The 13,576-nt window shown below is 56.9% G+C and carries 12 protein-coding genes; 4 read left to right on the forward strand and 8 right to left on the reverse strand.

Annotation, left to right across the window (positions count from 1 at the left end; genetic code table 11):
* Positions 1–2: 2 nt before the first annotated feature.
* Both rraA and acnB read right to left on the reverse strand, forming a co-directional pair.
* Positions 3–497, reverse strand: a complete 495-nt coding sequence (gene rraA, locus BMY49_RS07310; RefSeq protein ID WP_089675313.1) for a ribonuclease E activity regulator RraA — start codon at positions 495–497, stop codon at positions 3–5.
* A 150-nt stretch (positions 498–647) separates the two neighbouring features.
* Positions 648–3,251 (reverse strand): bifunctional aconitate hydratase 2/2-methylisocitrate dehydratase, encoded by a 2,604-nt coding sequence (gene acnB, locus BMY49_RS07315; RefSeq protein WP_089675314.1) that lies wholly within the window; start codon positions 3,249–3,251, stop codon positions 648–650.
* Positions 3,252–3,775: 524 nt separating this feature from the next.
* On the opposite strand from acnB, the gene miaE reads away from it, so the two are divergent.
* Both miaE and BMY49_RS07325 read left to right on the forward strand, forming a co-directional pair.
* Entirely contained in the window at positions 3,776–4,432 is a 657-nt protein-coding gene (gene miaE, locus BMY49_RS07320; RefSeq protein ID WP_089675315.1) for a tRNA-(ms[2]io[6]A)-hydroxylase, read from the forward strand.
* Between the two features lie 29 nt (positions 4,433–4,461).
* Complete coding sequence (locus tag BMY49_RS07325; protein ID WP_089675321.1) at positions 4,462–8,367, forward strand: AAA family ATPase; 3,906 nt, start codon at positions 4,462–4,464, stop codon at positions 8,365–8,367.
* Positions 8,368–8,371: 4 nt separating this feature from the next.
* Here BMY49_RS07325 and BMY49_RS07330 read toward each other — a convergent pair whose 3' ends face one another.
* The 4 genes from BMY49_RS07330 to queC are packed head-to-tail and all read right to left on the reverse strand — an operon-like array spanning position 8,372 to position 10,855.
* Entirely contained in the window at positions 8,372–8,653 is a 282-nt protein-coding gene (locus BMY49_RS07330; RefSeq protein WP_044628280.1) for a YkgJ family cysteine cluster protein, read from the reverse strand.
* Positions 8,650–9,483, reverse strand: coding sequence for a 6-pyruvoyl trahydropterin synthase family protein (locus BMY49_RS07335; RefSeq protein WP_089675316.1), 834 nt, complete (start codon positions 9,481–9,483; stop codon positions 8,650–8,652). Before BMY49_RS07335 ends, BMY49_RS07330 begins: the two co-directional genes overlap by 4 nt.
* Complete coding sequence (queE, locus tag BMY49_RS07340; protein ID WP_089675317.1) at positions 9,483–10,145, reverse strand: 7-carboxy-7-deazaguanine synthase; 663 nt, start codon at positions 10,143–10,145, stop codon at positions 9,483–9,485. The genes BMY49_RS07335 and queE overlap by 1 nt, the downstream gene beginning before the upstream one ends.
* A complete protein-coding gene (gene queC, locus BMY49_RS07345; protein WP_062360364.1) occupies positions 10,145–10,855 on the reverse strand; it encodes a 7-cyano-7-deazaguanine synthase QueC in 711 nt (236 codons plus the stop codon). Before queC ends, queE begins: the two co-directional genes overlap by 1 nt.
* A gap of 199 nt (positions 10,856–11,054) precedes the next feature.
* On the opposite strand from queC, the gene BMY49_RS07350 reads away from it, so the two are divergent.
* Positions 11,055–11,471, forward strand: coding sequence for an SRPBCC family protein (locus BMY49_RS07350; RefSeq protein ID WP_054640855.1), 417 nt, complete (start codon positions 11,055–11,057; stop codon positions 11,469–11,471).
* Entirely contained in the window at positions 11,464–12,132 is a 669-nt protein-coding gene (locus BMY49_RS07355; protein WP_052509912.1) for a VTT domain-containing protein, read from the forward strand. The genes BMY49_RS07350 and BMY49_RS07355 overlap by 8 nt, the downstream gene beginning before the upstream one ends.
* A 9-nt stretch (positions 12,133–12,141) precedes the next feature.
* Here the strand turns inward: BMY49_RS07355 and BMY49_RS07360 are convergent, their stop codons facing one another.
* The gene (locus BMY49_RS07360; protein WP_039182146.1) at positions 12,142–12,381 is read right to left on the reverse strand and encodes a DUF2789 domain-containing protein; all 240 of its coding nucleotides are present in this window, start codon (positions 12,379–12,381) and stop codon (positions 12,142–12,144) included.
* A 100-nt stretch (positions 12,382–12,481) separates the two neighbouring features.
* The gene (locus tag BMY49_RS07365; RefSeq protein WP_089675318.1) at positions 12,482–13,552 is read right to left on the reverse strand and encodes an asparaginase; all 1,071 of its coding nucleotides are present in this window, start codon (positions 13,550–13,552) and stop codon (positions 12,482–12,484) included.
* Positions 13,553–13,576 lie beyond the last annotated feature (24 nt).

Below are 13,576 nucleotides of genomic sequence, written 5' to 3' on the forward strand. Positions count from 1 at the left end.
GATTAGGAGAGCTTTAAGGGCTGCTCGGCGATGATAATGCCGTTATTATCAGCATACAGCCACTGGCCAACTCTTAAAGTAACGCCCGCAAACGTTACGGCGATATCCCGCTGGCCTTCGCCGCGCTTTTCGCTTTTACGCGGGTGGCTGCCGAGTGCCTGCACGCCTAAAGGAAGCGTGGCCAAAATGTCGACATCTCTCACGCAACCGTACATCAATACGCCTGCCCAACCATTTTGCGCTGCCTGCTCTGCCAGCATATCGCCTAACATCGCGCAGCGATGAGAGCCACCGGCATCCGCAACCAGTACGGCACCTTCGCCAGGCTCCGCCACAGCCTGTTTGACCATTGAGTTATCTTCGAAGCACTTTACCGTGCGAATTGGGCCATAAAAGCTGTCGACACCGCCGAAGTTAGCAAAGAGGGGCTCTAGCACCTCTACGTCGGGGTAAGCGTCGCATAGATCGGGGGTGACCACTTGGGTTGTCGTTGTCATGAGTTACTCCTATGGTTACAGCGCTATGTTCACAGCGTCATAAAAAACGCCCCAACCTCAATAGGAAGGGGCGCTCTGTCATCGGCTCAGCGAGGGATTACCCAGGCTGCGATGTTGCGAGCATCGGCGATGGGTCGGTGCCACTGGCGATTAAGCCTCTTGGGCTACCGGAATCACGTTCGAGGCGATTTTTTGATACTCCTCGATTTCGTGGAAGTTCATGTAGCGATAGATCTCGCCTGCCATGGCGTCAAACTCACCCATGTAACGCTGATACTCATCAACGGTCGGCAGACGACCTTCTACAGCAGCAACCGCTGCTAGCTCTGCCGAGGCGAGGTAAACATTTGCACCATCGCCCAGACGGTTCGGGAAGTTACGTGTAGACGTGGACACCACGGTGCTCTTCGCTGCAACGCGTGCCTGGTTACCCATACACAGTGAACATCCCGGCATTTCCATGCGGGCGCCTGCACGGCCATAAATGCCGTAGTAACCCTCTTCGGTCAGCTGGTGCTGATCCATCTTGGTCGGCGGCGCCAACCACAGGCGGGTCTTCAGGCTGCCCGCAGGCTGTTTCTCCAGCAGCTTACCGGCGGCACGGAAGTGACCGATGTTGGTCATGCACGAACCGATAAACACTTCGTCGATCTTCTCGCCAGCCACGTCGGAGAGCAGGCGAGCGTCGTCCGGATCGTTGGGAGCGCAGAGAACAGGCTCCTTGATCTCGCTGAGGTCGATCTCGATGACTTCGGCGTACTCGGCGTCTTTGTCGGCGCGCATTAGACTCGGATTGGCCAGCCACGCTTCCATGCCCTGGATGCGGCGGCTGATGGTGCGCTCGTCGCCGTAGCCATTAGCAATCATCCACTTCAGCAGCGTGATGTTGGATTTCAGGTACTCGGTCACGCTCTCTTCAGACAGCGTAATAGTACAGCCAGCGGCGCTACGCTCAGCGGACGCGTCGGAAAGCTCAAATGCCTGCTCAACGGTGAGGTCTTCCAGGCCTTCGATTTCCAGTACGCGACCAGAGAAGGCGTTTTTCTTGCCGGATTTCTCGACAGTCAGCAGACCTTGCTTAATCGCGTACAGCGGAATGGCGTGAACCAAATCGCGCAGGGTGACGCCCGGCTGGCGCTTGCCTTTGAAGCGCACCAGAACGGATTCCGGCATGTCCAGCGGCATGACGCCCGTAGCAGCGGCGAAGGCCACCAGGCCAGAACCCGCAGGGAACGAAATACCCAGCGGGAAGCGGGTGTGGGAGTCACCGCCAGTACCTACGGTGTCCGGCAGCAGCATGCGGTTCAACCAGCTGTGGATGATGCCGTCGCCGGGGCGCAGCGAGACGCCACCACGGTTCATGATGAAGTCCGGCAGGGTGTGGTGAGTGTCCACGTCTACCGGCTTCGGATATGCCGCCGTGTGGCAGAACGACTGCATGACCAAGTCTGCCTGGAAACCTAGGCAAGCCAAGTCTTTCAGTTCGTCACGGGTCATAGGACCAGTGGTATCTTGCGAGCCCACAGTGGTCATCTTCGGCTCGCAATACATGCCGGGGCGTACGCCATCCATGCCGCAGGCCTTGCCGACCATCTTCTGCGCCAGGGTGAAGCCTTTGCCGGTATCGACAGGCTGGTCGGGCAGGCGGAATACGTCAGAAGGTGCTAAGCCCAGTGACTCGCGTGCTTTTCCGGTCAGGCCACGGCCGATGATCAACGGAATACGGCCGCCAGCACGTACTTCGTCAAGAATCAGCTGAGTTTTCAGTTCGAAAGTGCTCAACACCTCATCGGTGCCGTGCTTGCACACTTTGCCTTCGTAGGGATAAACGTCAATGACGTCGCCCATTTCCAGCTTGGAAACGTCCATTTCTACCGGCAGGGCACCGGAGTCTTCCATGGTGTTGAAGAAGATAGGCGCGATTTTGCCGCCGAAACAGAAGCCACCAGCGCGCTTGTTTGGCACGTAAGGAATGTCGTCACCAAAGAACCACAGCACAGAGTTAGTGGCTGACTTACGTGAAGAGCCGGTACCTACCACGTCACCTACATAGGCAACCGGGAAGCCTTTGGCTTTGACGTCTTCGATCTGCTTGAGCGGGCCAGTGGTGCCTTGTACTTCAGGCTCAATGCCTTCGCGCTCGTTTTTGAGCATCGCATTAGCATGCAGCGGAATGTCGGGGCGTGACCAGGCATCCGGAGCTGGAGAGAGATCGTCGGTATTGGTTTCGCCGGGCACCTTGAAAACGGTCAGGGTGATTTTCTCTTCCAGAGCTGGTTTGGATAGGAACCACTCAGCATCTGCCCAGGATTGAATGACGTCTTTGGCGACGGCATTGCCTTTTTTGGCACGCTCTTCTACGTCATGGAAGGCATCAAACATCAGTAGGGTGTGCTTTAACTGCTCGCCAGCTTCACGGGCCAGCTCTTCGTTATCCAGCAGCTCCACCATAGAGACGATGTTGTAACCGCCTTGCATGGTGCCTAGCAGTTTAACGGCGTGAATTTTATCAATTAATGGAGAGGTGGCTTCCCCTTTAGCAATCGCGGTCAAAAAGCCCGCTTTTACGTAGGCGGCCTCATCAACACCGGGCGGAACGCGGTTGGTGATCAGGTCAAGGATGAATTCCTCTTCACCCGCCGGGGGCGCTTTGAGCAGCTCAATTAAGGCGGCGACTTGCTCGGCGGTTAGGGGCTTAGGTGGGACGCCCTCTGCGGCGCGTTCCTCGACATGTTGGCGGTAAGCTTCAAGCACGTTGGGGCCCTCTCATCTTCTTAGTAGTGATGAATCAGTGGTGCCGAACGACTACTAGCACGTTGGGTGAGGCGTTCGGACACGTGACATACGCTTGACAAACAGCGTCTGGTGGATGGGCGGGATTCTACGGGAAACTGTCGACAATGTTAAGAAGCCAAGCTAAGTGCCTGCTTGTACTTTATGTTGAGGCGCTGATATTGAGCTCCTTTCTTGCGGCTTTTTTAGTTAATGTGCCCAAAATCTGAAAGTTTTTTACCAGCAGGGGTGTTTTGAGGTAAGCGCGGGTGTGATTATTGTGATGCCGCGTTACCATAGGCATACGATTAATTCGTTATTAAGTAACGTAGTGAAGTGGTTTAGGCGGTGTGTGGAGCGCCAAATAAGCTGAGCTTATATATTAGAAATATGCTATATGAGAATTGAGGCGCCATTAAATAAGTGGCCTTCGGATAGCTAGGAAACAAACGCCAACGGCGTTTACATGTTATACAATAGTGAGATAAGCGCTCGGTAGCGGTATTATGTCTATACAACTAATGGCACTAAAAACAGCAGATCACTCCCTTTCAGCGGATGATTTGCTACCAGAAAGTCTGCATCAGTTTCTTGCCTGCCCAACGCCTGATGCGTGGTTGCAGTGGGCGCTTGCCAATCCTGAAACGCTGCTGATTGACCATGCGCAGTGTGAGAAGAAGGCGGCTTCCACCGCGATGAGCTTGCTTTACCGCTATGTTGATCAGCCGCTTTTATTAAGCAAAATGTCTCAGCTTGCCCGCGAAGAGCTGCTGCACTTTGAACAAGTGGTGGGCCTGATGGAAAAGCGTGGTGTGACCTATCATCACCTCACTGCCTCGCGCTATGCCGAGGGGCTGCGCAAACATTTACGCAGTAACGATCCTGAGCGCTTAATCGATGTACTGATTATTGGCGCATTAATTGAGGCACGAAGCTGTGAGCGCTTTGCCCGCCTTATCCCTTACTTAGACGAAGAACTGGCGAAGTTCTACCGCACGCTGGTGAAGTCAGAAGGGCGCCATTTTGAAGATTATCTGCTGTTGGCGCGTCAACAGACCGCTGAGCCGATTGATGACCGTATTGCCTTCTTTGTCGCACGTGAAGCGGAGCTGATGATGACTCCGGATACGGCGTTTCGTTTCCATAGCGGCGTGCCCGCCTAAGGCGCTGCTAGTCAGGCGGGATGTGTATCATGCGCGATGCTCAACAGACAGACCAGCTGACCTTGTTTGGTCACTTCTCCTTAACCCAGGGGGAGGATGTACTCACTCATTTCAATTACGACAAAGTTAAGGCCCTGTTGGTGTATCTTTTGTTGCATCGCCAGCCGGTCAATCGTGCGGCACTGGCTGAGCTGCTCTGGCCAGACCAGGGGCTTTCGTCAGGTCGTACCAACTTGCGCCACGCGTTGCACTGCCTGCGTCAGTCCATGGGTGATAACGCCGATCAGGTATTGAACGTATCGCGACAGACTATCGCCTTTCATTTACCTGCCCACTGGCAGGTAGATCTACATGACCTGCAGCAGTTGCTAGAAGGCCCCAAGGATTTAGAAACCCTTGAGGAGGTGATGTCATGCTACCAAGGCGATCTAATTGAAGAGTTGCAGTTGGCAAGTTGCAGCGAATTTCAGCGCTGGCTAGTGCAGGTGCGCAATGAGTGGCGTCAGCGGGTGATCCGGTTTGCCGAGCAAGTGCTTGAGGCTCATGACGAAACGCCAGACGACATGCTGGAAGGCCTGGTGAGCCGCTTTTCAGGCTATGGGCCTTTCCACGAACGTTTGGTGCGTCAACTGGCCGAAAAAAATCAAATGGCCGCTGCTCATGAACAGTACAACAGCTATTTGCAGTTGCTCGCGCTGTCGGGCCAGCAGCCTGAGCCCGGTTTCTTACAGTTGGCCAGCTACTGGTCGGACGGCCACCACGACCCGCGAGCCATGTCGCCCCAGGGCGCTTTTTCTCGTGCACTGGCAGCCGATAGTAAGCCGCTGCGTGAAGATGAGATTGAGCTTCGCCAACTGTCGGTCATGGCGATTCGCTTACGTCTGAAAGGCGACTGGCAAGACCGGGCGGCAACTCGTAACTGTCTAGCGCTTCAGCTGGAACTATTGCGCTGGCTAGAGCAGCAGTGCCATCACTTAGGTGGCTTCTGGCTGCCTGGGGCCACCGGCGGTTTGGGACTGGCGTGTTTCGGCACCCACGGCCCTGCGCATCAGCTTGCCGAGCTGGTAGCGCTCTATGAACACTGCCGCCAAGCGCTGCCGCAGGAAGCTCAGCGCCATTGGAGTGGGGAAGGGGAAGCGCCTTCGTTTGAGCTGGCGGCTGGGTTACATAGCGGCCGTGTGGTCTATCTGCCTGAACGCCAGTTGGCTGACCCGCTTGGCCAAGTCACACAGATCTCCCTTGAGCTAATGGGCGCTGCTGAAGGTAGTGAACTAGTGATTTCTCAAGAAGCCAGCCAGCACATGCCCCCGGCACTGGACCTGCAGCCGCGCTTGGTGTCGCGCTTGATGGCAAGCGATGGTCGAGTGCGCTTGCGGGCGCTGGTGTTAGGCCAGAATGAAGGCGGCCGGGATGCGCTGCCGCCCAGTCTGGTCGGTCGCGAAACGTCACTGCGTACGCTGCGTGATGCGCTGGCAAGAGCGGGTATTGGCTTAAGGCAAAGTGTCTTGGTGCGGGGGGCCTCAGGCATGGGAAAATCGGCGCTGATGGTTGGTTTTCGTCAGCTTGAACTTAGCCGCGACGCCGCTATCTGTTGGCAGCCAACCACACGCTTGTCGGTGTTAGAGCCTTACGGGGTGGCCCGTTCTCTCTTGGCGTGGCATCTAGGCGCCACGCCTACTCAAGAAGCATTGCATGAGTTGCAGGCATCGTTGGGTGATACAGCGCTAGACGATGCTCGCCAACAGCTGTTGGAAGAGGCGCTGGGGGTTAGGGGCGTTCAGGAAATTACTCAGCTTACCCAAAGCGGGGAAGCGGTAGAGTTGGTCGTGAAACTGCTGCACCGTCTGATCGACCAGCGCGCTGGCGCCCAGACTCTCGTCTTGATGGTTGATGATCTACAGTGGTTGGACGAACCCTCCTTCAAAGTATTGGCCGGTTTACAAGCTCGTTTGTCCATCAATACGGCCTTTATGCTGGTGGCCAGTCATCACGGTCGTGAAGCGCTACCAGTGAAGCTGCATTGGGATCAGCAAATTACCCTCGGCAAGCTCGATGCGCTGCAGTCCTCTCGGCTGCTCTCCCAGCTATCGCGCCGCTATCGTATGCATTTAAGCCCTCGACTGCGTAACCAAATTATTGAGCGATGCGATGGCGTGCCGCTCTATATGCAGGAGATTTGCCGTCGCCTGGATATGGATCGTCGCGAAGGGCGTAGTGTTCAGTTCGATGAATTGCCCAAAGGGCTGCTTGGCCTGCTGGCCAGCCGTATCGATCAGCTGGAAGGGGATCGGGAAATTGCCCATATTGCGGCGGTGCTGGGCAAACGCTTCCGCCTCGACTTCCTGGCTGAATGCAGTGGCTGGGATAAAGCGCGGATTTCTCAAGCCGTAGAGCATATGCGCCTGCTGGAAATTATTGAGCCGGTTGATAAAGAGAGCGGCGAGCACGAGTACCAGTTTAGCCATCAGCTACTACAAGAAGCGGCTTATCTCTCCTGCCCTCGGGATGTACGGGTCAAGCTGCACCAGCAGGTCGTTACGCTGATTGAGGAGCGTTTCCCTGTGTGGATCAGCCGTCATCCGGGGGATTTCGCCACCCATCTGCGCCGCAGCGGCCACTACGCTCGAGGCGCGCGCTATTTCGAACTGTCTGCTCGTGAAGCGCTGAAGGTGAGCGCGAACCGTACGGCGCTGCGGATGGCCGACTTCGGTTTGGCCAGTTTGCGCCACGTTGACCATGAAGTGGAGCGTGAGGTCAGCCTACTTACCGTGCGTGGGCAGGCAGCGTTTGCGCTGGAAGGCCATGGCTCGCCCACTGCCCACGAAAGCTTTGTGCGCGCCCGGGAGCTGCTGCGCCAATCCGGTGGTAATTCGCCGGACGACCCGGAAGATTTAGAACAAATTTTCCTAGTCAAGTGGGGGCTGTGGGTAGGCCGCAGCCAGCGCTACGCCCATGCCGACGCGTTTGCACTTGCCTCTACCTTGGCGGATATTGCCGAACGTCTGGAAGACCCGCGCTATCGCCGTTTGGCCGACTATGCCCGGGCGCACTGTGAGTACTGGGCCGGACGAATTCAGCAGGCCCATGACCACCTGGATGAAATCGACCCGCTCAATGCGCAAATGATGATCGAGTGGCTGCCCTTCTCGGATCACCCGCAAGTGACAGCTGCCTGCTTCCAGGGCTGGGCACTCTGTTTACGTGGCGACTATCAGCGCGCCGAGCGTCACGTCTCGTCAGCCATCCGTCTTGCTGAGAAAATTGGTCATCCGGGAACGCTTGCCATGGCGTTAATGTTTGCCGCAGCGCTCTATCGCCAATTAGGGCATGTGCATCTTGCGGCACGCCATGCTGAGCGCGCGGCCGCCATGACGGGCACGCCGGACCTTCAGCTGTGGCAACTCTCCGCCCAAGGTGTGTTGGGTTGGCAGAGGGCCATGGCGGGGGATCACGCTGGTTTAGTTCAATTAAGAGATAGTCTGGACCAGATGGCTGAGCTGAATGGGCGAGATCGTTTCCAGCGCCCCGTCCTTTGGTACTCAGATGCCTGTATTGAACTTGGCGAGTTAAAGGCCGCCGAGGAGTATCTGGATCAATGTTTGGTGATTGCCCGAGAGCGCACCACGCTCTTTTTGCCCGAGTTGGCGACTCAACTGGCCAGAGTGCGTGACTTGCTGGGGCACCCGGCCAGTGAAGTAAAGGCGCTTGCCGAAATGGCGATTGTGCAGTCACGGGAACATGGCAACCGCCATCAAGAGTTAGCGGCCTTGGAGCTTTGGCTTACGCGGATTTCACCCCATGATCAGCAGGCAAAAGAGGCGTTCCGTCGCCTGTTGAGCGAGGTTAGCCACAGCGATGCACCGGTGCTGGTGCGCTGGGTTAGCCTACTGGGTCGCCGTTTGCCCCACTCGCTGAGTGTTGAAAACGAGGCTTAAACATTCAGCGAGTGCTCTCTTCTAGCCACGACAGCGTGGCGAGCGCCTCATCGCGGTGCTCGCCACACACGGTGGGGTCATAATCGAACTGCCCGCACACCATCGGGCGCAGCGGGCTGCCAAACAGCGTGCATAAGTTGTTGGCGTCGAGTTGAACGCAGCGCACCCCCGCCGGTTTGCCCTCGGGCATTCCGGGTATCGGCGATGTAATAGACGGAGCTATACAGCAAGCGCCGCAGCCTGCTCGGCATGTGGCGCTGCTGTCACTGGTGATCAACTCACTCATGGGCTCGCTTGTGCTGTCGCGCCTTTGTCGATTCCTTCAAAGGCGTATACGTGAGTGGCGGTCCCCGTTTGCTTGGCGATCTGATCGGCCAGCCAGAGGGCAATATTTTCTACCGTCGTGGGCTTTGGCAGCACGCTACAGCGCTCAGATGGCAAGGTGATTGAGAAGCTGCCTTGGGCTGCTTCATAGCGGCAGGTGAGCTGTGACTCGCTATGCTCTGCTATATCTGCCTCTTCCAAAAGATAACGATTATCCAGCCACGCTCCCCATTGCTGTTCCAACTGCGGCTGTCGCTGTTGTTCCTGGAAGATATGCAGGCGAGAGCGATGCCCGTGGGCAATGCGCTGGCAGTTACCCGAATGACGTTTTAATCCATGGCTATAGCCATAGGCAGCACCATTGATAAGCTCATCGCTTAGCGTGAGCGTCACGCGTTCAACATTGGCTGGCCGCTGCTCGGTGAGTTGGGCGCTGAGGTACTGAGTCACCCGTTCTAGAGTGATCGATGCCCAGGGAAGTAGGGTAAATGCCTCTGTCGGTCCACGAACTTCCATCACGTAGGGTGTGGTGGTGCGAATGCAGAGTCCTTCATCGCATTCGCTGACCTCAACACCGGGTGCTTGGGTGGGCACCAGTAGGGTGTGGTCCAGTCCGCTATCCAGGGTGCGTTTGATCCACGGCTTTACTTCACCGAAGTCGAACAGCATTCCGTCCTCGCCTAGTTCACCCTCTAGTTGAGCATCCACTTGCCAGCTACAGCCAACCAACCCTTTCGTGGGGCACCAAAGAGAGACATCGATATGGGTCAGATGATTAACAAATAGCGCCATTACTCGAATCCTGCGATTTTGTGCGTTTGCAGTGACAGCCGCCACTGTGGGTTGGCCATGCAGTACGCGGTGGTGGCCTGAACGGTCGCCGCGCCGTCGGTGGCAATACTCTTTTGAGCGACGGCACTGAGATCCATCGGCTGTAAAAAGAAGTGGCTAAAGGCGAGGTGAGAAAACTGCTCCGGTGGCGCATCGGCCTGGGGAAAAACCAGTTTCAACTCATCGCCTTGGGTGATCGCTAGCGGGTTGCTACCCTTAGGGCTAACGCAGAGCCAGTCAATGCCCGTAGGAGCGGGCACCGTACCGTTGGTTTCCACTGCCACTTCGAAGCCTTCGCTATGCAGCGTGGCAATGAGCTCGGTATCGAGCTGTAGCAGCGGTTCGCCGCCGGTAAATACCACGTATGGCACGGCGTTGTTAGCTTCCTGAGGCCACAGCGCTTTGATGTGTTCTGCCAGCGCCTGGGCTGTGTTAAACCGGCCGCCATTAACTCCGTCGGTACCGTTAAAGTCGGTGTCGCAAAAGGTACATTGTGCGTTCGCTCGATCTATTTCCCGGCCTGACCAAAGATTGCAGCCTGTAAAACGGCAGAACACGCTGGCACGACCTGCCTGGGCGCCTTCACCCTGTAAGGTGTAGAAGGCTTCTTTAACGTGATACATCAGTGCGCCACCTGTGAAGTGTCGATGGCGTAGTCGAGAGGATCGACGCTGTGGTTAGCCGCAAAGGCGGCCAACCGCTCGCGACAGCTACCGCACTGGCCGCAGGCGAGCTGCTGGCCTTCGTAGCAGGTCCAGGTATGGCGGTAATCCAGGCCCATGGCGAGCCCATCACGCAGGATGTCGGCTTTGCTGGAGGCCAGATAAGGGGCATGGACGGTGACGGGTTCGAAGTTGGCAATCTGCGCTACATCGTTCATGGCTTCGACGAAGGCCGGGCGGCAGTCGGGGTAAAGCATGTGATCGCCGCCGTGCGCGCCATAATCCACGCGGTTGGCACCGATATTGACTGCCTTGGCAATGGCCAACGACAGCAGAATCATGTTGCGATTGGGCACCACGGTGCTGTGGAGCGAGTCGGCATCGTACTCCCCTTGAGGCATGGTCAACGCAGCGTTGGTCAATGCCGAGTTGTCGATCAGCCCGTGGATGGCGCGAATATCGACGACCTGATGAGGGATGGCCAAGGACTCACATACCTGACGTGCAACGTCCAGTTCACGACGGTGGCGCTGACCGTAATCGAAGGATAGCGCATGGACAGCGAGGCCCTCACGTAGCGCACGGTGAAGGACGGTATAGGAGTCCATGCCGCCGGAGTAGATGACGACGGTGGATGGCGCCTGGGCGCCGGATGATGCAGTGGATGACATGCTGGGTACTCATGGTCGGAGAATTTATGTCGTGCCTGCCCAAGCAGCAGGGCGGTGTTCCGGGGTCCGGTCCGGAAGGCGGGCAGTTTACGCAATGCCGCGCTTGCTGACCAGTGTTCTGGGTGGTGGCATCCGGTGTGCCAATGGAATTGGCGTGATAAGCTACTCATCTACAGCCGCTAGAGCAAGAGATGGACGCATGGCCACCATAGAACATAGTGAAATCGTTAGAGCCTCCCCGGAGCGCGTATTTGACTTGTTACGCCGAGTGGAAGATTTTGCGGATTATTCGGACCTGATACGCTCGATCGATCGTCTTGGCGAAAACCGCTACCGCTGGCACGTGCGGGCAGTGGGCATGGATTGGGCGTTTGACGTGGAGGTAACCGATATCGATCCTCCAACGGTGCTGGCCTGGGAATCCCTGGAAGGTGTCAAAAACCAGGGGCGCTATCAGCTGCGTGCCGTACCCGAAGGGACTGAGGTGTCGCTGACGCTGAGCTATGACATCCGCAATCGTCTGATGGAAAAAACGGTGAACAAGGCGGCCAAACCGCTGGTCGGAAAGGTCAGTCGGCAAATTCTCGAGCGGGTTGAAGCACGCCTCAATGCGTAAATTATCTCTCTATTCCTGGCGTTGGGCGGCCGCGTTTGCGGTGGCTGCCATGCTGGCCTACATATGGCTTTGGTACTCTCCGGACCTGATGGCGGTGAAACGCTGGGCCGCGACCATGTCTCATCATCCCGTGGTCGTGGTGACGGTCATGCTGACCATGGCGGTCACCCTGGCGATTGGCTTGCCTGGCAGTATTGGACTGTGGTTGATTGCCCCCTTTTATCCCCCCTTGGTCGCTACGGTGATGTTGACCATCAGCAGCGTCGCGGGTGCCTGGGGAGCATATCTGCTTGCTGCACGGGTCGGCGAGCGTTGGCAGCCCAAGGGGCTGACCCTCAAGGTCATGGACACGCTGAAAGCGCGTAGCGATCTGCTGACGCAATGTGCCATGCGTGTGTTGCCGGGCTTTCCACATTCAGTGATCAATTTTGCGGCAGGCTTGGGGCATATTGCCCTGGGGCGTTATCTGCTGGCTGCAGCCTTGGGGCTGGCCGTGAAATGGGCTGTCTACAGCAGTGCCATTTACGGTGCGCTGGAAGCCATCGAAGAAGAAGACCCGCTGCAGATGGACGTACTGCTGCCGCTTCTGGCGTTGACGGCTTTGTTGCTGGCGGGGGCCTGGTACCGGCGCCGCCTGGAAGCGGCGCAGGAGCAGGCGTGATGCGAAGGCCTATTCGGCTTTGTGCATCGAGGCATCCAGATGATCGACGACCTCGGCCCAGTCGGCATCTTCTTCCACTGCTTCGCGTAGAAAATCCGCTTGGCCCTCGTTCCAGCAGGGGGCGTCGGCCAAGGGCATCTCTTTGGGCAGCGGGGAGTTCCGTTCGATAAAGCGTTCGATGGAGGCTGAATCCGAGCGCAGCCCCAGTTGCTCAAACAGTTCGCTAAAGTGATGTACCGGTTGATCCATAAGTGGCTTCCTATCCAGTGGGTGGTTAATACACGTTAAGGACATTGTTTAACCATAGCGGGAATAAACCACTATGCCAGTGTAGTACTGGCTAGATCATTTAACGTTCGCCCACTAGCGTCGTTAAAAACCGTCGCCTCTGATCCTCTAATGAAATTGGTTGCGCTAGTACATGCACCAGTTTGGTGTAGGCGGCCTCGGGCGTCATGTCATCGCCGGATAGCACCCCAGCATTGTTGAGACCGTGCCCTGCTGCATAAGCCCCCATATGCACACTTCCTTGTGGGCATTGGCTGATGGCGGCGATGAGTTTGCCTTCTCCGGTCGCCTTGGCAATCACCTCTAGTAGTGCGGGGTTATCCGGTAAATTGCCTGCGCCCCATAGCTGTAGCAGCGCGCCTTTCACGTTTGGATGGCTAAGCCACGCCTCTAATTGCCAGGGCGCTATGCCAGGCCAGAGGGTAATGCGAACCACCTCGCCATTGGCGACAGGCTGGTAGTCCACCAGCTCAAAGCGCGGAGCCCCGCGCTGCTGGTAAGACAAGCCGCGGCTGGGGAACAGAATAAAGTCGTCGCCGATGCGCTCGCCCAGCAGTGGGTAGCTGGGTGATGAAAACGCCTCGACAGCCTCGCTGTGCTGCTTGATGGCGCGCGTGCCTCTGAGCAGGCGGTTGGCAAAATAAATGGCCACTTCCTGTAGTTCGGGATGGGCAGCAAATCGTAGAGCGCCGTAGAGATTTTGTAAGGCATCGCTGTTAGGAGCCTCTAGGGGGGCCATGGCACCCGTCAACACCACAGGCCTATCTAAGCCCTGCAATTGGTAGGCTAAGCTAGCGGCGGTCCAACTTAGCGTGTCGGTACCGTGAATTACCACAAAACCACGATGCTCTGTAAAGCGCTCGGCGATATCGGCGGCTAACTGCTGCCATGTTATTGGGGTCGCCGCGCTGGAATCAATCAGGGGTGAGTAGCTGATGACATCATAAGCAGGGAGCATTTGTTGGTCCCGCAACGGCAGCTGGCTCAGTGCGCTGGCCAAGCGTTCAGGAAAATCACCGGCAGGTGAGAGCCCGTTAGCCTGAGGCTGCATACCGATCGTGCCGCCGGTGTAAATCACAAGCAACCGCTCTTGGCTGCTTTGAGCATCTGCAAGGAGAGGAGCCTGGCTCATCGCTGTATCCTGTTGAAAGCTAAG

The sequence above is a fragment of the Vreelandella aquamarina genome (genome assembly GCF_900110265.1).
GTDB classification, from domain to species: Bacteria; Pseudomonadota; Gammaproteobacteria; order Pseudomonadales; family Halomonadaceae; genus Vreelandella; species Vreelandella aquamarina.